The following is an 18,462-nucleotide window of genomic DNA, read 5'->3' as shown; positions in this document are numbered from 1 at the left end:
CCGTCTACTCTTGGCCGGTGATGTCACGACACCGCCGGCCCTTCTCTCTGCTCGCCGCACTGACCGCGCTGGCCGCTCCGGCGGCCCTCGCGGGCTGTTCGCCGGGTGGTTCCGAAGCCCGTGTGAATCCGCCGTCCGCTCCGCCCGCCAAGGTCGCGGACTTGTGTGCGGCGCTGCACAAGGAGCTCCCCGCGACGGTGTCCGGCCTGGACCGGACCCCGGCGGTTCCGGCGTCCGATCTGACCGCCGCGTGGGGCGGCTCGGCGATCGTACTGCGGTGCGGTATCGCCAGACCCGAGAAGATGGCGGACGAGGCGCAGGACGGCATCGACGTGAACGGTGTCGGCTGGCTCCTGGAGAAGCTGGACGACGGCGGCTTCCGGTTCACCACCGGGACGCGGCTGGCGTACACGGAGGTCCGGGTCGACAAGGAGCATGCCACGGATGCAGGCATGCTGGTGGGCCTGTCCGCCGCGATCGCCAAGACCGTTCCGAAGGGCATCTCCTCGTACTGAGGCCCGCGGCGGCGTACGGGTTTCGCACCCGCCCGCCGCCCGCCGCTCACAAGGACCGCCCGCCGGCCACCCTTTTCAGGGCGGGCGGCGGGCGGTCCTTGTGCGTACGGGAGAACGCGCGGCCCAGGGCCTAGGCCCTAGCGCAGCCCGGTGGAGCGGCGCAGGGCGGCCTGGATCAGGCAGTCCACCAGCTCCGGGTACTCGATGCCCGACTCCTGCCACATCCGCGGGTACATGGAGATCGGGGTGAAGCCCGGCATCGTGTTGATCTCGTTGATGACGAAGGTGCCGTCCTCGGTGAGGAAGAAGTCGGCGCGCACCAGGCCCTCGCAGGACGCGGCGTCGAAGGCCTCGATCGCGAGCTTCTGCACCTCGGCGGTCTGCTCCGCGGTGAGCGGGGCCGGCACGATTCCGGAGGCGGAGTCGATGTACTTCGCCTCGAAGTCGTAGAAGTCGTGGCTGGAGACCGGCGGGATCTCGGCGGGCACGCTCGCGCGCGGCCCGTCCTCGAACTCCAGGACCCCGCACTCGATCTCGCGGCCGCGCAGCAGCGCCTCCACGATGATCTTCGGGTCGTGGCGGCGGGCCTCGCGGATGGCGGCGTCCAGCCCGGAGGCGTCGTCGACCTTGGTGATGCCGATCGAGGAGCCGGCCCGCGCGGGCTTGATGAACAGCGGCCAGCCGTGCTCGCCGGCGAAGTCCGTGATGCGGGCGAGGGCGCCCTCGCGGTCGTTCTCCCACTCGCGGGGGCGGATGGTCACGTACGGGCCGACGCGCAGCCCGAAGGACGTGAAGACCCGCTTCATGTAGTCCTTGTCCTGGCCGACGGCCGAGGCGAGGACGCCCGAGCCGACGTACGGGACGCCGGAGAGCTCCAGGAGGCCCTGGAGCGTGCCGTCCTCGCCGTACGGGCCGTGCAGGACGGGGAAGACGACGTCGACCTCGCCCAGGGCCTTGGGGACGGCGCCGGGCTCGGTGTAGACGACCTCGCGGCTGGCCGGGTCGACGGAGAGCACCACGGCGCCGTACTCGGAGTCCGCGAGCTGCTCGACGTTCGGGAGCTGCCGGTCGGCGATGGCCATCCGGGAGGGCTCGTCGGCGGTCAGCGCCCACCGGCCGTCCGTGGTGATGCCGATGGGCAGCACCTCGTACTTGGAGCGGTCGATCGAGCGCAGGACGGCGCCCGCGGTGACGACCGAGATGGCGTGTTCCGAGCTGCGGCCGCCGAACACGACGGCCACGCGGGGCTTGCGGCCCTGCTGCTCAGGGGTCTGGGGGAGGTTCTCGCTGCTCATATCGCCACGAGGGTACCCGCTCGGACGTCCGGAAAGCAGTCAGCGCCGTTCCGGTTTGGCGCTGCGCCCCATGAGTTCCTTGAGGGCGACCAGGGTGGGCTTGCCGTGGTGGACGATGTCGACGACGGTGTCGGTGATCGGCATGTCGACCCCGTGGCGGCGGGCCAGATCGGCCACGGACTGGCAGGACTTGACGCCCTCGGCGGTCTGCTTGGTGACCGCGATGGTCTCCTCCAGGGTCATCCCGCGGCCGAGGTTGGTGCCGAAGGTGTGGTTCCGGGAGAGCGGCGAGGAGCAGGTGGCGACGAGGTCGCCGAGGCCCGCGAGGCCGGAGAAGGTGAGCGGGTCGGCGCCCATCGCCAGGCCCAGGCGGGTGGCTTCGGCGAGGCCCCGGGTGATGAGCGAGCCCTTGGTGTTGTCGCCGAGGCCCATGCCGTCCGCGATGCCGACGGCCAGGCCGATGACGTTCTTGACGGCGCCGCCGAGCTCGCAGCCGACGACGTCGGTGCTCGTGTACGGGCGGAAGTACGGGGTGTGGCAGGCGGCCTGGAGGCGCCGGGCGACTGCTTCGTCCACGCAGGCGACCACGGATGCGGCGGGCTGCCGGGCGGCGATCTCGCGGGCCAGGTTGGGGCCGGTGACGACGGCGACGCGGCCGGCGGGGACCTTGGCCACCTCTTCGATGACCTCGCTCATCCGCTTGGCGGTGCCGAGTTCGACGCCCTTCATCAGGGAGACGAGCACGGTGTCGGGGGCGAGCAGCGGCGCCCAGTCGGCGAGGTTGCCGCGCAGGGTCTGGGAGGGGACGGCGAGGACGGTGAAGTCGGCGCCCGCCGCGGCCTCGGCCGGGTCGGTGGTGGCGCGGATGTTCGCGGGGAGTTCGACGCCGGGCAGGTAGTCCGGGTTGGTCCGGCTGTCGTTGACGGCGTCGGCGAGCTCCTGGCGGCGGCCCCACAGGACCACCTCGCAGCCGGCGTCGGCGAGCACCATGGCGAAGGCCGTGCCCCAGGAGCCGGTTCCGAATACGGCTGCCTTCACGGGACGTGTCACTTGTTGCCCTCCCCCGCGGCTTTGCGCCGCTGTTCCGCCCTGGCCTTGCGATGGTCGTACGGCTGCGCGGGCGCCTTCTCTCCCCGCAGCTCCTCCAGCAGCCCGGTGACGGCCGCCATGATGACTTCGGTGACGTCCTTGAGCACGTCCGGGGTGGGTTCCCGGTCGTAGTACTCGGAGAGGTCCACGGGCGGTCCGGCGAGGACCTGGAGGGTTTTGCGCGGGAACAGGCTGAGCTTGTTCTCCTTGGCGTAGGGCGGCATCGCGAGGTTCGCGCCCCACTGGGCCACCGGGATGACGGGGGCCTTGGTCATGAGTGCCACGCGTGCGGCGCCGGTCTTGCCGGCCATCGGCCACATGTCGGGGTCGCGGGTGAGGGTGCCTTCCGGGTAGAAAGCGACGCATTCCCCCTTCTCGATCGCATCCACGGCCGCCCGGAATGCGTCCAGGGCGTTGGTGGACTCCCGGTAGACGGGGATCTGGCCGGATCCGCGCAGGATCGCGCCGACAATCGGGACGTCGAAGAGGGCCGCCTTGCCGAGCAATCGGGGCACCCGGCCGGTGTTGTACTGGAAGTGCGCGTAGGACAGCGGGTCCAGATACGAGTTGTGATTGACGGCGGTGATGAATCCGCCCTCGGCCGGAATATGTTCCGTTCCCCGCCAGTCCCGCTTGAACAGCACTACCAGCGGCGGTTTCGCGATGGCCGCCGCAAGGCGGTACCAGAAGCCGATTCTGCGGCGGGACACTCGGACACCTTCCTCTAGGACCGGTGCGCGGCTTGGGCGCCTCGGGGCCGGACAAGTGTCGCCCCGGGTCCGGTCTCTGTCGAGAACACCGTACGCCCCGCACACCCGGGTCAGGCCCCGGGTCGCCCGGCATGAGGTGACAATGGGCCCACGCATGACCAGGTCATGACCCGCGCATGGTCTGCGCGGCCTCGCGAGCACAACCGGAGGGAAGGGGTCCGTCACGAACGCCGTCTGGAGTCTGGTGGTTCCGCTGAAGCCCTTGGCGGTGGCCAAGAGCCGTCTCGCGGAGGCCGTCGGCGGATCCCGGCCGGGGCTGGCCCTGGCGTTCGCGCTGGACACCGTCGCGGGGGCGCTGGCCTGCGCGGCGGTCGCCGATGTGGTGGTCGTCACGGACGACCCCGCGGCCGGGGCGGAACTGGCGCGGCTGGGGGCGCGGATCGTGCCGGATTCCCCGGCGGCCGGGCTCAACGCGGCACTGGCCCACGGGGCACGGGAGATACGTACGGGCAGGCCGGGGGCGGCGGTGGCCGCGATGAATGCCGACCTGCCGGCGTTGCGGCCGCCCGAATTGCTACGCGTGCTCGAAACCGCATCGGTATTTCCCCGGGCATTTCTGGCGGATGCGGCGGGAATCGGGACGACCTTGCTTTCCGCTGCTCCGGACGTGGAATTGACACCCTCGTTCGGCGGCCCGTCACGGGCCCGCCATTCGGCGTCGGGGGCGGTGGAAATGGCCTTGGAAGGCGTCGACAGCGTGCGCCGGGACGTGGACACGGCGGCGGATCTGCGGACGGCCCTCACCCTCGGCGTGGGGCCCCACACGGCCCGATACAGTGCCCGTATGCAGGCGACCGCGTACACGTACGACTCCCAGACCCGCAGCGGCAGTGTGCTGCTGGACGACGGCACCCCGGTGCCCTTCGAGGCCCCGGCGTTCGACGCGGGCGGCCTGCGGCTGCTGCGCCCCGGGCAGCGGGTCCGGATCGAGACGGACGGCGAGGGCGCGGGCCTGCGGATCACCCTGGTGACGCTGCTGACGTTCTGACTTCCCCCGCCGCGGCCTTCCCCGCCACGGCCTTCAAGGCCGCGGGCTTGGCGGCCGCGACCTGCGCTAACGCACCGCGGGCCGGCTTCCCCGAGGTGGGGAAGCCGGCCCGGCGCGTGAACTCCTGCCCTACTTGGTCTTGCGGGCGGTGGCCTTCTTCGCGGTGGCCTTGCGCGTCGCCGTCTTCTTGGCGGGCGCCTTCGTCGCGGCGGTGGCCTTCTTGGCCGCCGGAGCGGTCTTCTTCGCGGTGGCGGTGGCCTTCTTCGCCGTCGCCGCGGCCTTCTTGACGGTCGCCTTCTTGGCCGCGGGCGCGGCCTTCTTCGCCACGGCGGTCTTCGCGGCCGTCTTCTTGGCGGTGGTGGCGACCTTCTTGGCCGTGACCTTCTTGGCGACCGCGGTCTTGGCAGCCGCCTTCTTGGCGGTGGTGGCCTTCTTCGCCGCGGCCTTCTTCACCGTGGCGGCGGCGGCGGAAGAGCCACCCGTGAGGCTGCCCTTGGGTGCCTTCTTCACCGACACCTCGCCGCCCTTGGGCAGCTTCTTGGTGCCGGCGACCAGATCCTTGAACCCCTGGCCCGCACGGAAGCGGGGAACCGAGGTCTTCTTGACCCGGACGCGCTCACCCGTCTGCGGGTTGCGTGCGTAGCGGGCCGGGCGGTCGACCTTCTCGAACGAGCCGAAGCCCGTGACCGAGACCCGGTCGCCCGCGACGGTCGCGCGGACGATGGCGTCCAGTACCGCGTCGACAGCGTCCGCGGCCTGCTGACGGCCGCCCAGCTTGTCGGCAATCGCTTCTACGAGCTGCGCCTTGTTCAACGTCTTCCCCTTCGGAGACTTCGCCAGAACGAATGTGTTCAAGCTTATTTCGCACGTTAGGCGGATATATACCGCAAATCAAACACGAAACGGGCTTATCACCCTAGTGCCGCAACGCTGTAGGCCGTTACGGAGTTCCTTCGCATCAGTCGCCTTCAGGGAATCGACCCTCGTCGAGGTCCTTCATCAACCTGTCCAGGCGCCTTGCCGCATCGGCGAGATCATGCTTCGCCGCAGCCGTGACGACCAACAGCTTCCGGGACAGCGCCATCCTTACGCCCTCCGGGACTTGCAGTTCGCGCACCCTTGTGTGTGCTTCTTTCAATCGGTCCGCGACGAGTTCGTAGAGCTCAAGTTGACTGTCGCGTTCCATGCACAGATTGTGCCATCTGGGGCGAGTTGTCGCCTCACGGGGCCTCAACACACAGCTGTGCCCCCTGCCGGAAGGCAGGGGGCACAGTGTTGGCGATGTGATCACCCTAGGGTGAATAAGCCCTGATCAGGCCGGAATCACGCCTGAATCGTGCGCGGCTTGAAGGTGGGCCGGCCGCTTTCGTAAATGGCGATGTCCGCTTCGTTCTGAAGGGTGAGCGAGATGTCGTCCAGACCCTCCAGCAGCCGCCAGCGGGCATTGTCGTCGAGTTCGAACTCCGCGACGACGCCTTCGGCTCGAACCTGGCGGTCGACCAGGTCGACCGTGATCTCGGCGGTGGGGTCGGCCTCGGTCAGCTTCCACAGCCGCTCGACGGTCTCCTGGGGCAGGACGACGGTCAGCAGACCGTTCTTCAGCGAGTTGCCGCGGAAGATGTCGGCGTAGCGGGAGGAGATGACCGCCTTGAAGCCGAAGTTCTGCAGGGCCCAGACGGCGTGTTCGCGCGAGGAGCCGGTGCCGAAGTCGGGACCGGCGACCAGGACGGTCGCACCCTCGCGCTCCGGACGGTTCGTGATGAACTCCGGGTCCTTGCGCCAGGCCTCGAAGAGCCCGTCCTCGAACCCGTCGCGGGTGATCTTCTTCAGCCAGTGGGCCGGGATGATCTGGTCGGTGTCGACGTTGCTGCGGCGCAGCGGGACGGCCCGGCCGGTGTGGGTGGTGAAGGCTTCCATCGTTCTCAGACTCCGGCGGTCGCGGTGGCGTCGGACAGGTCGGCGGGCGAGGCCAGGTGGCCCAGCACCGCGGTGGCGGCGGCCACCTGCGGGGAGACCAGGTGGGTGCGCCCGCCCTTGCCCTGCCGGCCCTCGAAGTTGCGGTTGGAGGTGGACGCGGAGCGCTCACCAGGCGCCAGTTGGTCGGGGTTCATGCCCAGACACATCGAGCAGCCCGCGTGCCGCCATTCGGCGCCGGCCTCCTTGAAGACCTTGTCCAGGCCCTCCGCCACGGCCTGCAGGGCGACCCGGACGGAGCCCGGGACGACCAGCATCCGTACGCCGTCGGCGACTTTGCGGCCCTCGATGATGCCGGCGACGGCGCGCAGGTCCTCGATGCGGCCGTTGGTGCAGGAACCTACGAAGACGGTGTCGACCTTGATGTCGCGCAGCGGCTGCCCGGCGGTCAACCCCATGTACTCCAGGGCCTTTTCGGCGGCGTGGCGCTCCGAAGCGTCCTCGTACGAAGCAGGGTCGGGGACGTCGGCCGACAGCGGCGCGCCCTGGCCCGGGTTGGTGCCCCAGGTGACGAACGGGGACAGCGTGGTGCCGTCGATGACGACCTCGGCGTCGAAGACCGCGTCCTCGTCGGTGCGCAGGGTCTTCCAGTACGCGACCGCCGCGTCCCAGTCCTCGCCCGCCGGGGCGTGGTCGCGGCCCTGGAGGTAGTCGAAGGTGGTCTGGTCGGGGGCGATCATGCCCGCGCGGGCGCCGGCCTCGATCGACATGTTGCAGATGGTCATGCGGGCTTCCATCGACAGCTGCTCGATGGCCTTGCCGCGGTACTCCAGGATGTAGCCCTGGCCGCCGCCGGTGCCGATCTTGGCGATGATCGCCAGGATCAGGTCCTTGGCGGTGACGCCGTCGGCCAGCGCGCCGGTGACGGTGATCGCCATCGTCTTGGGGCGGGCCAGGGGCAGCGTCTGGGTCGCCAGCACGTGCTCGACCTGGCTCGTGCCGATGCCGAAGGCCAGCGCGCCGAAGGCGCCGTGCGTGGAGGTGTGCGAGTCGCCGCAGACCACCGTGGTGCCCGGCTGGGTCAGGCCCAGCTGCGGCCCCACGACGTGGACGACACCCTGCTCCACGTCGCCCAGCGAGTGCAGGCGTACGCCGAACTCCGCGCAGTTCGCCCGCAGCGTCTCGAGCTGGGCCCGGGAGACCGGATCCGCGATCGGCTTGTCGATGTCGATCGTGGGGGTGTTGTGGTCCTCGGTCGCGATGGTGAGGTCGAGACGGCGGACCTTGCGGCCGGCCTGGCGCAGACCCTCGAAGGCCTGCGGGCTGGTCACCTCGTGCAGCAGGTGCAGATCGATGAAGAGGAGATCGGGCTCGCCCTCCGCGCGCCGGACGACATGGTCGTCCCAGACCTTCTCCGCGAGTGTCCTACCCATCGCTTTCCCTCCGGCCGGCCGGTTGTGCCGGCGCTTCATAGAGATCTTGTGCGCCTGATCGCCCGTACCCCACGTCCCGGACGACGGCTCGGACCCAGTGGTTCGTGGACCCGCACATACAGACTCGCTCGTTCTTGGAAAAATTGAACTTGCGTTTCACAGTGTGAGACGCGAATATCGTTTCATGGACAACTCTAGCGGCGTCGGCGTTCTCGACAAGGCAGCTCTGGTATTGAGCGCACTGGAGTCCGGTCCGGCCACCCTCGCCGGGCTGGTCGCGGCGACAGGGCTCGCACGACCCACGGCACATCGCCTTGCCGTGGCACTGGAACACCACCGGATGGTGGCGAGGGACATGCAGGGCCGGTTCATCCTCGGACCGCGGCTGGCGGAGCTCGCCGCCGCGGCCGGCGAGGACCGCCTGCTGGCCACGGCCGGACCGGTGCTCACCCACCTCCGGGACGTGACGGGAGAGAGCGCGCAGCTCTACCGGCGTCAGGGCGACATGCGCATCTGCGTGGCGGCCGCCGAGCGGCTGTCGGGCCTGCGGGACACCGTCCCGGTGGGCTCCACGCTTCCGATGAAGGCCGGCTCGGCCGCGCAGATCCTGATGGCCTGGGAGGAGCCCGAGCGGCTCCACCGCGGCCTGCAGGGCGCGCGCTTCACGGCGACGGCGCTCTCGGGCGTACGGCGCCGCGGCTGGGCGCAGTCGATCGGCGAGCGGGAGCCCGGCGTGGCCTCCGTATCGGCACCGGTGCGCGGCCCCTCGAACCGGGTGGTGGCCTCCGTGTCGGTCTCCGGACCGATCGAGCGCCTGACCCGGCACCCGGGGCGCATGCACGCCCAGGCCGTCATCGACGCGGCGGCCCGCCTGACCGAGGCCCTGCGCCGCTCCAGCTGACCTTCCGACCTCCCACCACTCCCCCGGGCCCGGGGGCGCGCACGACGCCGCACACGTCCGAACGCGCGCCTTCGGGCCCATACTTGTGCGCCTTGTCCGTGAAACGAAGAAGAGGCCCTCCGCGATGAACGCGGAAGGCCTCTCCTGTGCGTACCCCCGACCGGATTCGAACCGGCGCTACCGCCTTGAGAGGGCGGCGTGCTAGGCCGCTACACAACGGGGGCTAGCTGCTACTGCGGTACTGCGCTGGGCTACCAGGACTCGAACCTAGAATAAGAGAACCAGAAACTCTCGTGTTGCCAATTACACTATAGCCCACAGGTCTAGACCAGCTAGACACCGTACCCCCGACCGGATTCGAACCGGCGCTACCGCCTTGAGAGGGCGGCGTGCTAGGCCGCTACACAACGGGGGCCCTAGCGATCCTGCATCAAAACATCCGGGTGCGACCCTGGAGATCTCGCGGGAAGGATCTGTACCCCCGACCGGATTCGAACCGGCGCTACCGCCTTGAGAGGGCGGCGTGCTAGGCCGCTACACAACGGGGGCAAGCACTGCGTTACTGCTGAACTGCGCTGGGCTACCAGGACTCGAACCTAGAATAAGAGAACCAGAAACTCTCGTGTTGCCAATTACACTATAGCCCACCAAAACGCAAGACCCTGAGGGACTTTCGTTCGGTTAGCGTCTCCGGCCCGGCCTTTCGGCCCGAGCGGGCGGCGCAGAAAGAACATTACCGGATGGCTGACCGTGCTCCAAAACGGGTATCCCCGGCCAGCACCTGCGGGAGCCGGTCGAGTCCGGCGATCCGGTGCACTCCGTCCGGTCCCGGCCCGCGCTCCCCGTCGCGGTCGAGCCAGACGGCCGTCAGTCCGGCGTCACGGGCACCGCGCGCGTCGATCTCCGGCTGGTCCCCCACGTAGACCACTTCCCCGGGCTCCAGCCCCATCTCGGCGCACGCGGCGAGGAAGGCGCCGGCCTCGGGCTTGCTGACGCCCAGCTCCACGGCGCACACGAGGACCTCGAAGCGGTCGCGCAGGCCCAGGTGGCGCAGCTTGGGGTCCTGGTTGGCCACGGAGGAGTTGGAGAGCACCCCGTGCCGGTAGCCGCCGGCCAGGGCGTCCAGTACGGGCACCACGTCGGGGAACAGCTCCCAGGCGGCCTGGTAGTGCTCGACGTACCGCCCGAACCAGTCGTCGGCCTGCGCGTCGCTCAGCGCGGGCGCCCCGAGGAACTCCCGCACCCGGTCCCGGCGCTGCCCCTGGAAGGTCCCCTCCCCGGCGGCGAAGCGCTCCCAGTGCCGGTCGGTGATGCGCCGCCAGAGCGCGAGCGCCTCGCTCGCGGTCCCGTACCGCTCGGCCAGCCCCTCGTCGGCGAGGTGCGCCGCGAGCCCGGCCCGGTCGGCCCCGGTGTAGTCGAACAGGGTGTCGTCGATGTCCCACAGCACCGCGCGTATCGCCATACGGCCGACCCTACGCCGCGGCCCCGTCGGGCACGGGCACGACGGGGAAGTCGGGCCGAAAACGCCGCAGGGGCGGCCGCCGGAGGTCCGGTGGCCGCCCCTGCGGGGCGTGCGGGTGCGCGTACGCGCCGTGCGCTTACGCGGCGAGCTTCGCCAGGGTCGCGTCGATGCGGGACAGGGAGCGGTCCTTGCCCAGGATCTCCAGGGACTCGAAGAGCGGGAGGCCGATCGTGCGGCCGGTGACCGCGACGCGGACCGGAGCCTGGGCCTTGCCGAGCTTGAGGCCGTGGGTCTCGCCGGCGGTCAGGACCGCCTGCTTGAGGGACTCGGGGTCCGACCAGTCGGCGGCGGACAGGTTCTCGCGGGCCGTCGTCAGCAGGGCCGCCGGGTCGCCCTTCATCGCCTTGTCCCACGAGGCCTGGTCCTCCACCGGCTCCTTCAGGAACAGGAAGTCGACGTTGGCCGTGATGTCAGACAGGACCGTGACGCGGGTCTGGGCGTAGGGCGCGATGCGCTCCCAGGCCGCGGCGTCGAAGTCCTCGGGGGCCCAGTTGGCGTGCGGGGCCGTCAGCCACGGGGCGCAGGCGTCCGCGAAGGCCTTCGGGTCCAGCATGCGGATGTGGTCCGCGTTGATCGACTCGGCCTTCTTGAGGTCGAAGCGCGCCGGGTTCGCGTTGACGTCCGGAATGTCGAACTTCGCGACCATCTCATCGATCGAGAAGATGTCCTGGTCCTTGGAGAAGGACCATCCCAGCAGCGAGAGGTAGTTCAGCAGGCCCTCGGGCAGGAAGCCGCGCTCGCGGTACAGGTTGAGGGAGGCCTCGGGGTCGCGCTTGGAGAGCTTCTTGTTGCCCTCGCCCATCACGTACGGCAGGTGGCCGAAGGCGGGGGTGGTCTTGGCGACGCCCAGCTCGATCAGCGCCTTGTACAGGGCGATCTGGCGGGGGGTCGAGGAGAGCAGGTCCTCGCCGCGCAGGACGTGGGTGATCTCCATGAGCGCGTCGTCGACCGGGTTGACCAGCGTGTACAGCGGGGCGCCGTTGGCCCGGAGGATGCCGAAGTCCGGCACGTTGTCCGGGGTGAAGGTCAGCTCGCCGCGGACGAGGTCCGTGAAGGTGATCGGCTCCTCGGGCATCCGGAAGCGGACGATGGAGGAGCGGTGCTCGCCCTGGTACGCCTCGACCTGCACGGTGGTCAGCTCGCGGCAGTGGCCGTCGTAGCCGGAGGGCTTGCCGGCCGCGCGGGCGGCGGCGCGGCGCGCGTCGAGCTCCTCGGTGGTGCAGTAGCAGTGGTACGCGTAACCGCCGTCGAGCAGCTTCTGCGCGACATCCTTGTAGATGTCCATGCGCTCGGACTGGCGGTACGGGGCGTGCGGGCCGCCGACCTCGGGACCCTCGTCCCAGGTGAAGCCGAGCCAGCGCAGCGAGTCGAGCAGCTGCCCGTACGACTCCTCGGAGTCGCGGGCCGCGTCGGTGTCCTCGATGCGGAAGACGAACGTACCGCCGTGGTGGCGGGCGAACGCCCAGTTGAAGAGGGCCGTGCGGACCAGGCCCACGTGGGGGTTGCCGGTCGGGGACGGACAGAAACGTACGCGGACGTTCGCGTTAGCCACGCTTGATCACCTTGTTGGTGAGAGTGCCGATGCCTTCGATGGTGACGGCGACCTCGTCGCCGACGTTGAGGGGGCCGACTCCGGCCGGGGTCCCCGTGAGGATGACGTCGCCCGGGAGCAGCGTCATGGCCTCGGTGATGTGCACGATCAGGTCCTCGATGGAGCGGATCATCTGACTGGTGCGGCCGAGCTGGCGCTGTTCGCCGTTGACGGTGCACTGGATGGTCAGGTCGCTCGGGTCGAGGTCGGTCTCGATCCAGGGGCCGAGGGGGCAGGCGCTGTCGAAGCCCTTGGCGCGGGCCCACTGCTTCTCGCGCTGCTGGACGTCGCGCGCGGTGACGTCGTTGGCGCAGGTGTAGCCGAGGATGACGTCCTTGACCCGCTCGCGCGGGACCTCGCGGCACATGCGTCCGATGACCACGGCGAGTTCCGCCTCGTGGTGGAGGTCCTGGGAGAAGGAGGGGTACGCGATCGGGTCGCCCGGGCCGACCACCGAGGTGGAGGGCTTGAAGAACGTGATCGGGGCGTCCGGACGGCCTTCGCTGTCGACGATGGTGTTGCCCAGCTCCGCCGCGTGCTCCGCGTAGTTGCGGCCGATGGCCACGACCTTGTTGGGGAGCACGGGCGGCAGCAGCCGGACCTTGCTCAGCGGGACCTTCGTGCCGGAGAGCTCGAAGTCCGCGAACGGGATGCCCTTGATGATGTCGAGGACGAGCTCACCTTCGGCGCCGGGGGCAGTGCTGCCCTCGACCACGCCGAACGCGACATTGCCGTCGATCGAGAACCTGGCGATGCGCACGTGTTGCGTCTGCCCCTCTGTATTTCCGCTGGCTGGAGTCTGCAGACTCCAGGCTAACGCGGTGGGGGCCGACGCTTCGCGCGGCTTTCGCCGGGGGCCTACTGCGCGGCGGCGGCGACCGGCGCGTCCATCAGGATGGTGCGGCGCGGGTTCGCGGTCTGGCCCGGCAGCTCGACGGTGTGCTCCGGGGCCGGTACGGCCTGCAGCTCCTCGGCGTCCTTGAGGTGCGCGAGGGTGGTGCGGCGCGGGTTGGCTATGTTGCGGAACATCATCGTCGTCTTCATCGGAGTGTGGGGCCCTCGGCTCGCTGGTCGGATGGCGGCGGCGGGTGCCGCCGGGATGCCTTCGGGGGTGCCGCTTGTCGCACGCGCCAACCCTGTAAAGCTCAAGGCTAAACATCTGAATCCCCGGCTGAACCGGGAAGTAATGGCCACGGCTATGTGAGTTTGCTCACCCGTGACCGGTCATTACGGGCATTACGGGCAGTCAATTGCACCCGAAAAAACAGACATTGCGCCACTGAATGCGCCATTCCGCTCCTGATCATCTCGACTAGGGCACCTTGACAGGCGTGGAGTTTGGGCGGCGTAAGTCCGATTACAGATGAATTGGCCCCCACGCCGGGTAGTGCCTCGGTCGCAAGCCGTGACCGACTCTCCGGGCCGACACTCGCACCTTGTTGGAGATCCGCCTCTGTGCTGGAATTCGCGGGACCGCCGCGGGAATCAGCCGGCGCGCAGGTGGCGCGAGACAGCGCCGAGCGCGGCGGCAACGGAGAGGGAGACGCGCCGGTCACCGACGACCACCATGGGGCGCATTGCCCCACGACTCGACACCGTCCCACCGGTCGCCCGGCGGGACGCCTGGTCCAGAGGTTGCGACGCTAGTGCAGGGACGATTCAAGAGGGATGGCAGCGCTGCGGCGGAGCAGGAGCCGCGCGGCGGGACCGACCGTGGCTCCTCGCCCCAGCACGCCCAAAACCGCGGGCCGGCTGTCGAAGGCGGGGGCCCCGACGCCTCCGTCGCGGTGAAGGCGAAGGGACGCGCCAAGCCCAAGGGCGCGCCCAGGGGCAACGACGAGTCGGCCGAGCGCGACACGGCGATACCCAAGGCCCCCAGTGGGTCCGGTTCCCGTCTCGCCATGCAGAACTGGCGCATCAGCACGCGACTGGTGTCGCTGCTGACCCTGCCGGTCGTCGCCGCCACCACGCTCGGTGGCTTCCGCATCAACGACTCGATGAACGACATCGCGCAGCTGGAGCACATGCAGCTGCTGACGACGATGACCCGGCAGGCCACCAACCTGGCCGCCATGCTGCAGGCCGAGCGTGACAACTCCGCCGGTCCGCTGTCGGTACCCGGCCAGGCGGGCAAGCCCAACAGCCTCGTCCAGGGCGTCCGCGACCAGACCGACTCCGCCGCCAAGGCCTTCGCCGCCGCGACCGACAAGGTCGACAACGCGGAGGACAAGGACGAGACGCTCAAGTCGATCCGCAACAACATCCTGCAGATCGGCCGCCAGCTCACCAACATCGAGGAAATCCGCAAGAAGGCGTACCAGAACGGCGCCCAGCAGACCGTCACCGAGTACAACTCGCTGATCGTCTCGCTGCTCTCGCTCTCGCAGGACATGGCCCAGGCCACCTCGAACCCCGAGATGATCAAGCGCACGCGCGCCCTGGCGGCGTTCTCCTCCGCCAAGGAGTACGCCTCGATCCAGCGCGCGATCATCGCGGCCTCGCTCCCCGAGGACCCCACCAAGGGCGGCGTCCTCAACGAGAACGACCGGCTGTACGCCCTCTCCGCGCTCCGCGGCGAGGAGCAGTCGAAGAAGACCTTCGAACTCGTCTACCAGGGCAAGCCCGAGGAACTCCTCTCGGTGCTCGGCGACGGCAACCAGGAGATCGGCACCGCCGACCACTACGCCCGCCGCGTCCTGAACACCAAGGACCAGTTCGCCAAGGAGAAGAACCGGTCCTGGATGGACTGGTACGACGCGGACGACACCAAGCTCCAGGCCATGAAGGTCATCGAGCTCACCCTGCTCGAGGACATGGAGCAGAAGGCCCGCGAGCTCAAGAACGAGTCGCAGCGCGACGCCATCATCAACGGTGCGCTGATCTTCCTCGTCCTCGGCGTCTCCCTCGTCGGCGCCTTCGTCATGGCCCGCTCGATGATCCGCTCGCTGCGCCGCCTGCAGGACACCGCGACCCGCGTCGCCCAGGACCGCCTGCCCGAGCTCGTCAAGCAGCTGTCCGAGTCCGACCCGCAGGACGTGGACACGACGGTGGAGTCCGTCGGCCTGCACACCCGCGACGAGATCGGCCAGGTGGCCGCGGCCTTCGACGACGTGCACCGCGAGGCCGTCCGCCTCGCCGCCGAGCAGGCCCTCCTGCGAGGCAACGTCAACGCGATGTTCACCAACCTCTCGCGCCGCTCGCAGGGCCTCATCCAGCGTCAGCTCTCGCTCATCTCCGAGCTGGAGTCGCGCGAGGCCGACCCGGACCAGCTGTCATCGCTCTTCAAGCTCGACCACCTCGCGACCCGCATGCGCCGTAACGGCGAAAACCTCCTCGTCCTCGCGGGTGAGGAGCCGGGCCGCCGGTGGACCCGCCCCGTCCCGCTCGTCGACGTGCTCCGCGCCGCGGCGTCCGAGGTGGAGCAGTACGAGCGCATCGAACTCGCGTCGGTGCCCGGCACCGATGTCGCCGGCCGCGTCGTCAACGACCTCGTGCACCTGCTCGCCGAGCTGCTGGAGAACGCCACCTCGTTCTCCTCCCCGCAGACCAAGGTCAAGGTCACCGGCCACGCCCTTCCCGACGGCCGCGTGCTCGTCGAGATCCACGACACCGGCATCGGCCTCTCCCCCGAGGACCTCGCCGCGATCAACGAGCGGCTCGCCTCGCCGCCGACCGTGGACGTCTCCGTCTCCCGCCGCATGGGCCTGTTCGTGGTCGGCCGCCTGTCCCTGCGACACGGCATCCGCATCCAGCTGCGCCCCTCCGACTCGGGCGGTACGACGGCCCTCGTCATGCTCCCGGTGGACGTCGCCCAGGGCGGCAAGAAGCCGGCGCCGATGCCCGGCCAGAACGGTCCCGGCGGCCAGGGCGGTCCCGGTCAGGGCGGTTCCGGCGCTCAGGCCCAGGGTTCCCTTCCCGGTCCCGGCGTACGTGCCCCCGTGGGCGCGGCCGCGCAGCGCGGCCAGGTCGCCGGCGGCGCCCAGCGCGCGGCCCTGCCCGGCCAGAGCGGAGCCCCCGGCGGACAGCGTCCCCAGGGGCCCGGCCAGCAGGGCGGTCCGCAGGGACCGCAGGCAGGCCGTCCCCAGCAGGGCGCTCCCGGCGGGCAGACGCAGAGCACCTTCGGCTCGGGTGCCCCGCTGCCGGGCCGCGGTCCGGTCTCGGGTCCCGGCGCCCCCTCCGGCCCCGGCGCCCCCTCCGGCCCCGGCGCTCCCGGCGGCTTCGGTGGTCCGCAGGCCCGCCCGGCCGGCGCTCCCACGGCGTCCGGGCCCGGCGGCTTCCCGCAGGGCAACGGCTTCGAGCGTCCGCAGCCGCCCCAGCAGCAGATGCAGCAGCCCCCGCAGGCGCAGCAGCAGACCGGCGCCCCCGCGGCCCCGGCTCCCGCCGGTCCGGCCGCGCGCGGCCCCCGGCCGCAGCTGCCGCCGCGCGGTGGCGCTCCTCGTCCGGAGCTCCCGGGGGCGGGAACCTCCCCCACCGGGATCCCGCAGACGACCAGCTGGGGCTCCGGCCAGCGCGGGCACGACGTACCGCGCGGCCACGACGAGCTGTCGGGCCCCGGCTCGACCTCCGAGTTCGCCCGTCCCGACTTCAACGCCCCGGCCCCGCAGGCCGGCGGCAACCTCGGCGGCGCCGGCCGGGCCGACTACACCGACAACAGCGGTACGGGCCAGTTCCCCCGCCCGGACTTCGCCGACCCTGCCTCCACCGGCCAGTTCCCCCGCCCGGACTTCGCCGACCCTGCCTCCACCGGCCAGTTCCCGCGACCGGACTTCCAGGGCCAGCGGCCCGGCGGTCCCGGTGTCGGCGGCTACGGCCAGCCGGGCCAGGCCGGCTACGCCCCCGTACCGCCTCCGCGCGCGGAGGCTCCGCGGCTGCCGCAGGCGCCCCGGCCGGAGGCACTGCCCCCGGCCGGCCCGGGCGCCGGCGAGGGCCGCAGCCCGATCTTCGACACGCTGGAGTCGAACTGGTTCCGCCAGGAGGGCGCTCAGCCCCCCGCGCAAGGACCGGCCACGGCGGCACCCAACCAGGGCCAGCAGTCGCAGCAGCCCGCCCCGACGGCTCCCGTTCCGGCCTCCCCCCAGCGCCCGCAGCAGCCTTCGCTGCCGCAGCGCGGCCAGGAACAGACACCGGCCGGGTCGGCGGAGTCGCCGCAAACGCAGACGGGCGCGATGCCGACCGTCAGCTGGCGCTCCTCGCCGAACGACGAGCTGATGCGGCAGGCCGAGCGCGTGCGCCAGCCCGCCGCCGGCGGCATCACCACTTCGGGGCTGCCCCGCCGGGTACCGCGGGCGAACCTCGTGGCCGGCACCGCGCAGCAGCAGTCCGAGGCGCAGGCAGGTCCGCAGGTCTCGCGGGCGCCGGACGACGTCCGCGGCCGTCTGACCAACCTCCGACGCGGTATCCAGCAGGGACGCCAGGCAGGCAACAGCGGCCCGGCTACCGGCAGTTACCAGATCGACCCCACTTACCAGCAGGAGCGATAGTTGAGTTCGATGAGCCAGGCGGCACAGAACCTGAACTGGTTGATCACCAACTTCGTGGACAACACCCCTGGGGTGTCCCACACGGTGGTGGTATCCGCCGACGGCCTCCTTCTGGCGATGTCCGACGGATTCCCGCGCGACCGCGCCGACCAGCTGGCGGCCGTGGCCTCCGGGCTGACGTCGCTGACCGCCGGGGCCTCCCGCATCTTCGAGGGCGGCGCCGTCAACCAGACCGTGGTCGAGATGGACCGGGGATTCCTCTTCCTCATGTCCGTCTCCGACGGATCCTCGCTGGCCGTGCTCGCGCACCCCGACTGCGACATCGGCCTCGTCGGCTACGAGATGGCCCTCCTGGTGGACCGCGCGGGCAGTGTCCTCACCCCGGACCTGCGCGCGGAACTGCAGGGAAGCCTGCTCATCTGACTGACGCTCTCCCGGCCGGACGGTACTTCCGGCCGGGGGACCGGGGCGCCCGCCCCGGAACCAAGTACCGCCGCCAGGCCGTCATACCGTCCCCCCACCGGCCGCCCCGTCAGACGGCACGCTGACCACTGCTGTCCAGCCCGGAGGATCAATGACCCCGCCCCCCGCCTATTCCGATCAGTACGGAGACTCGTACTCGGATGGCGACCAGCCGCTGGTTCGTCCGTACGCGATGACCGGCGGCCGGACCCGACCGCGCTACCAGCTCGCCATCGAGGCCCTGGTCAGCACCACGGCCGATCCGATGCACCTGTCCGGGCTGCTCCCGGAGCACCAGCGCATCTGCACGCTCTGCCGTGAGGTGAAGTCGGTCGCGGAGGTCTCCGCGCTGCTGTCGATGCCGCTCGGTGTCGCCCGGATCCTCGTCGCCGACCTGGCGGAGGCCGGCATGGTGGCCATCCACCAGCCGGGCAATGGAGAGGCCGGCGGAACTCCGGACGTAACGCTGCTCGAGAGGGTTCTCAGTGGACTTCGCAAGCTC

General features: G+C 70.5%; 16 protein-coding genes, 5 tRNA genes and 1 pseudogene. 6 read left to right on the top strand and 16 right to left on the bottom strand.

Annotation, left to right across the window (positions count from 1 at the left end; all coding sequences use genetic code 11):
* The first annotated feature begins 20 nt into the window (after positions 1–20).
* Positions 21–515 carry a DUF3515 domain-containing protein gene (locus tag J7F03_RS07290; RefSeq protein ID WP_214947834.1) on the top strand — a complete coding sequence of 165 codons (495 nt, stop codon included), beginning with the start codon at positions 21–23 and terminating at the stop codon, positions 513–515.
* A 137-nt stretch (positions 516–652) separates the two neighbouring features.
* Here the strand turns inward: J7F03_RS07290 and J7F03_RS07285 are convergent, their stop codons facing one another.
* From J7F03_RS07285 to J7F03_RS07275, 3 genes are read right to left on the bottom strand one after another with little or no spacing between them, the layout of a single operon-like run.
* Entirely contained in the window at positions 653–1,810 is a 1,158-nt protein-coding gene (locus J7F03_RS07285) for a D-alanine--D-alanine ligase family protein (RefSeq protein WP_214947833.1), read from the bottom strand.
* A gap of 39 nt (positions 1,811–1,849) precedes the next feature.
* A complete protein-coding gene (locus J7F03_RS07280) occupies positions 1,850–2,860 on the bottom strand; it encodes an NAD(P)H-dependent glycerol-3-phosphate dehydrogenase (RefSeq protein WP_214947832.1) in 1,011 nt (336 codons plus the stop codon).
* Entirely contained in the window at positions 2,857–3,609 is a 753-nt protein-coding gene (locus J7F03_RS07275; RefSeq protein WP_214947831.1) for a 1-acyl-sn-glycerol-3-phosphate acyltransferase, read from the bottom strand. Before J7F03_RS07275 ends, J7F03_RS07280 begins: the two co-directional genes overlap by 4 nt.
* Before the next feature lie 181 nt (positions 3,610–3,790).
* Here J7F03_RS07275 and cofC point away from each other — a divergent pair.
* Positions 3,791–4,456, top strand: a pseudogene (cofC, locus tag J7F03_RS07270) (2-phospho-L-lactate guanylyltransferase); the annotation flags it as partial.
* A 330-nt stretch (positions 4,457–4,786) separates the two neighbouring features.
* On the opposite strand, the gene J7F03_RS07265 reads toward cofC, so the two are convergent.
* The 4 genes from J7F03_RS07265 to leuC all read right to left on the bottom strand — a co-directional run bounded on the left by J7F03_RS07265 (position 4,787) and on the right by leuC (position 8,004).
* Positions 4,787–5,470, bottom strand: coding sequence for an HU family DNA-binding protein (locus tag J7F03_RS07265; protein WP_214947829.1), 684 nt, complete (start codon positions 5,468–5,470; stop codon positions 4,787–4,789).
* Between the two features lie 145 nt (positions 5,471–5,615).
* Entirely contained in the window at positions 5,616–5,843 is a 228-nt protein-coding gene (locus J7F03_RS07260; RefSeq protein WP_112450211.1) for a hypothetical protein, read from the bottom strand.
* Positions 5,844–5,980: 137 nt separating this feature from the next.
* Positions 5,981–6,574, bottom strand: coding sequence for a 3-isopropylmalate dehydratase small subunit (gene leuD, locus J7F03_RS07255; RefSeq protein ID WP_214947828.1), 594 nt, complete (start codon positions 6,572–6,574; stop codon positions 5,981–5,983).
* A 5-nt stretch (positions 6,575–6,579) separates the two neighbouring features.
* Positions 6,580–8,004 carry a 3-isopropylmalate dehydratase large subunit gene (gene leuC, locus J7F03_RS07250; RefSeq protein WP_214947827.1) on the bottom strand — a complete coding sequence of 475 codons (1,425 nt, stop codon included), beginning with the start codon at positions 8,002–8,004 and terminating at the stop codon, positions 6,580–6,582.
* A gap of 184 nt (positions 8,005–8,188) precedes the next feature.
* Here leuC and ndgR point away from each other — a divergent pair, with 184 nt between their 5' ends.
* Positions 8,189–8,905 (top strand): IclR family transcriptional regulator NdgR, encoded by a 717-nt coding sequence (gene ndgR / locus J7F03_RS07245; RefSeq protein WP_112450208.1) that lies wholly within the window; start codon positions 8,189–8,191, stop codon positions 8,903–8,905.
* Between the two features lie 151 nt (positions 8,906–9,056).
* On the opposite strand, the gene J7F03_RS07240 is transcribed toward ndgR, so the two are convergent.
* The 9 genes from J7F03_RS07240 to J7F03_RS07200 all read right to left on the bottom strand — a co-directional run bounded on the left by J7F03_RS07240 (position 9,057) and on the right by J7F03_RS07200 (position 13,062).
* A tRNA-Glu gene (locus tag J7F03_RS07240) sits at positions 9,057–9,129 on the bottom strand.
* A 22-nt stretch (positions 9,130–9,151) separates the two neighbouring features.
* A tRNA-Gln gene (locus tag J7F03_RS07235) sits at positions 9,152–9,223 on the bottom strand.
* Positions 9,224–9,247: 24 nt separating this feature from the next.
* Positions 9,248–9,320: transfer RNA gene (locus J7F03_RS07230), tRNA-Glu, on the bottom strand.
* A 61-nt stretch (positions 9,321–9,381) separates the two neighbouring features.
* Positions 9,382–9,454: transfer RNA gene (locus tag J7F03_RS07225), tRNA-Glu, on the bottom strand.
* A 26-nt stretch (positions 9,455–9,480) separates the two neighbouring features.
* Positions 9,481–9,552, bottom strand: a tRNA-Gln gene (locus J7F03_RS07220).
* Between the two features lie 86 nt (positions 9,553–9,638).
* A complete protein-coding gene (locus J7F03_RS07215) occupies positions 9,639–10,367 on the bottom strand; it encodes an HAD family hydrolase (RefSeq protein ID WP_214947826.1) in 729 nt (242 codons plus the stop codon).
* Between the two features lie 136 nt (positions 10,368–10,503).
* Positions 10,504–11,979 carry a glutamate--tRNA ligase gene (gene gltX, locus J7F03_RS07210; RefSeq protein ID WP_214947825.1) on the bottom strand — a complete coding sequence of 492 codons (1,476 nt, stop codon included), beginning with the start codon at positions 11,977–11,979 and terminating at the stop codon, positions 10,504–10,506.
* Positions 11,972–12,778, bottom strand: a complete 807-nt coding sequence (locus J7F03_RS07205; RefSeq protein ID WP_214947824.1) for a fumarylacetoacetate hydrolase family protein — start codon at positions 12,776–12,778, stop codon at positions 11,972–11,974. The genes gltX and J7F03_RS07205 overlap by 8 nt, the downstream gene beginning before the upstream one ends.
* Before the next feature lie 98 nt (positions 12,779–12,876).
* Positions 12,877–13,062, bottom strand: coding sequence for a hypothetical protein (locus J7F03_RS07200; protein WP_214947823.1), 186 nt, complete (start codon positions 13,060–13,062; stop codon positions 12,877–12,879).
* A gap of 602 nt (positions 13,063–13,664) precedes the next feature.
* On the opposite strand from J7F03_RS07200, the gene J7F03_RS07195 reads away from it, so the two are divergent.
* From J7F03_RS07195 to J7F03_RS07185, 3 genes are all read left to right on the top strand, one after another.
* Positions 13,665–17,498 carry a nitrate- and nitrite sensing domain-containing protein gene (locus tag J7F03_RS07195; RefSeq protein WP_214947822.1) on the top strand — a complete coding sequence of 1,278 codons (3,834 nt, stop codon included), beginning with the start codon at positions 13,665–13,667 and terminating at the stop codon, positions 17,496–17,498.
* A 9-nt stretch (positions 17,499–17,507) separates the two neighbouring features.
* Complete coding sequence (locus J7F03_RS07190; protein ID WP_214947952.1) at positions 17,508–17,921, top strand: roadblock/LC7 domain-containing protein; 414 nt, start codon at positions 17,508–17,510, stop codon at positions 17,919–17,921.
* Between the two features lie 151 nt (positions 17,922–18,072).
* Positions 18,073–18,462 (top strand): DUF742 domain-containing protein (locus tag J7F03_RS07185; RefSeq protein WP_214947821.1); only part of this gene is annotated, 390 nt, incomplete at its 3' end.

Origin of the sequence: Streptomyces sp. ISL-43, assembly GCF_018614195.1 — a bacterium.
In the GTDB taxonomy this organism is placed as follows: domain Bacteria; phylum Actinomycetota; class Actinomycetes; order Streptomycetales; family Streptomycetaceae; genus Streptomyces.
This window is presented reverse-complemented; position numbering and strand designations above follow the sequence as displayed.

Bases quoted from the DNA above. Each gene is read 5' to 3' on its own strand.
- J7F03_RS07290 (WP_214947834.1), top strand. From the start codon at position 21: ATGTCACGACACCGCCGGCCCTTCTCTCTGCTCGCCGCACTGACCGCG.
- J7F03_RS07285 (WP_214947833.1), bottom strand. From the start codon at position 1,810: ATGAGCAGCGAGAACCTCCCCCAGACCCCTGAGCAGCAGGGCCGCAAG.
- J7F03_RS07260 (WP_112450211.1), bottom strand. From the start codon at position 5,843: ATGGAACGCGACAGTCAACTTGAGCTCTACGAACTCGTCGCGGACCGA.
- leuD (WP_214947828.1), bottom strand. From the start codon at position 6,574: ATGGAAGCCTTCACCACCCACACCGGCCGGGCCGTCCCGCTGCGCCGC.
- leuC (WP_214947827.1), bottom strand. From the start codon at position 8,004: ATGGGTAGGACACTCGCGGAGAAGGTCTGGGACGACCATGTCGTCCGG.
- ndgR (WP_112450208.1), top strand. From the start codon at position 8,189: ATGGACAACTCTAGCGGCGTCGGCGTTCTCGACAAGGCAGCTCTGGTA.
- J7F03_RS07215 (WP_214947826.1), bottom strand. From the start codon at position 10,367: ATGGCGATACGCGCGGTGCTGTGGGACATCGACGACACCCTGTTCGAC.
- J7F03_RS07200 (WP_214947823.1), bottom strand. From the start codon at position 13,062: ATGAAGACGACGATGATGTTCCGCAACATAGCCAACCCGCGCCGCACC.
- J7F03_RS07190 (WP_214947952.1), top strand. From the start codon at position 17,508: ATGAGCCAGGCGGCACAGAACCTGAACTGGTTGATCACCAACTTCGTG.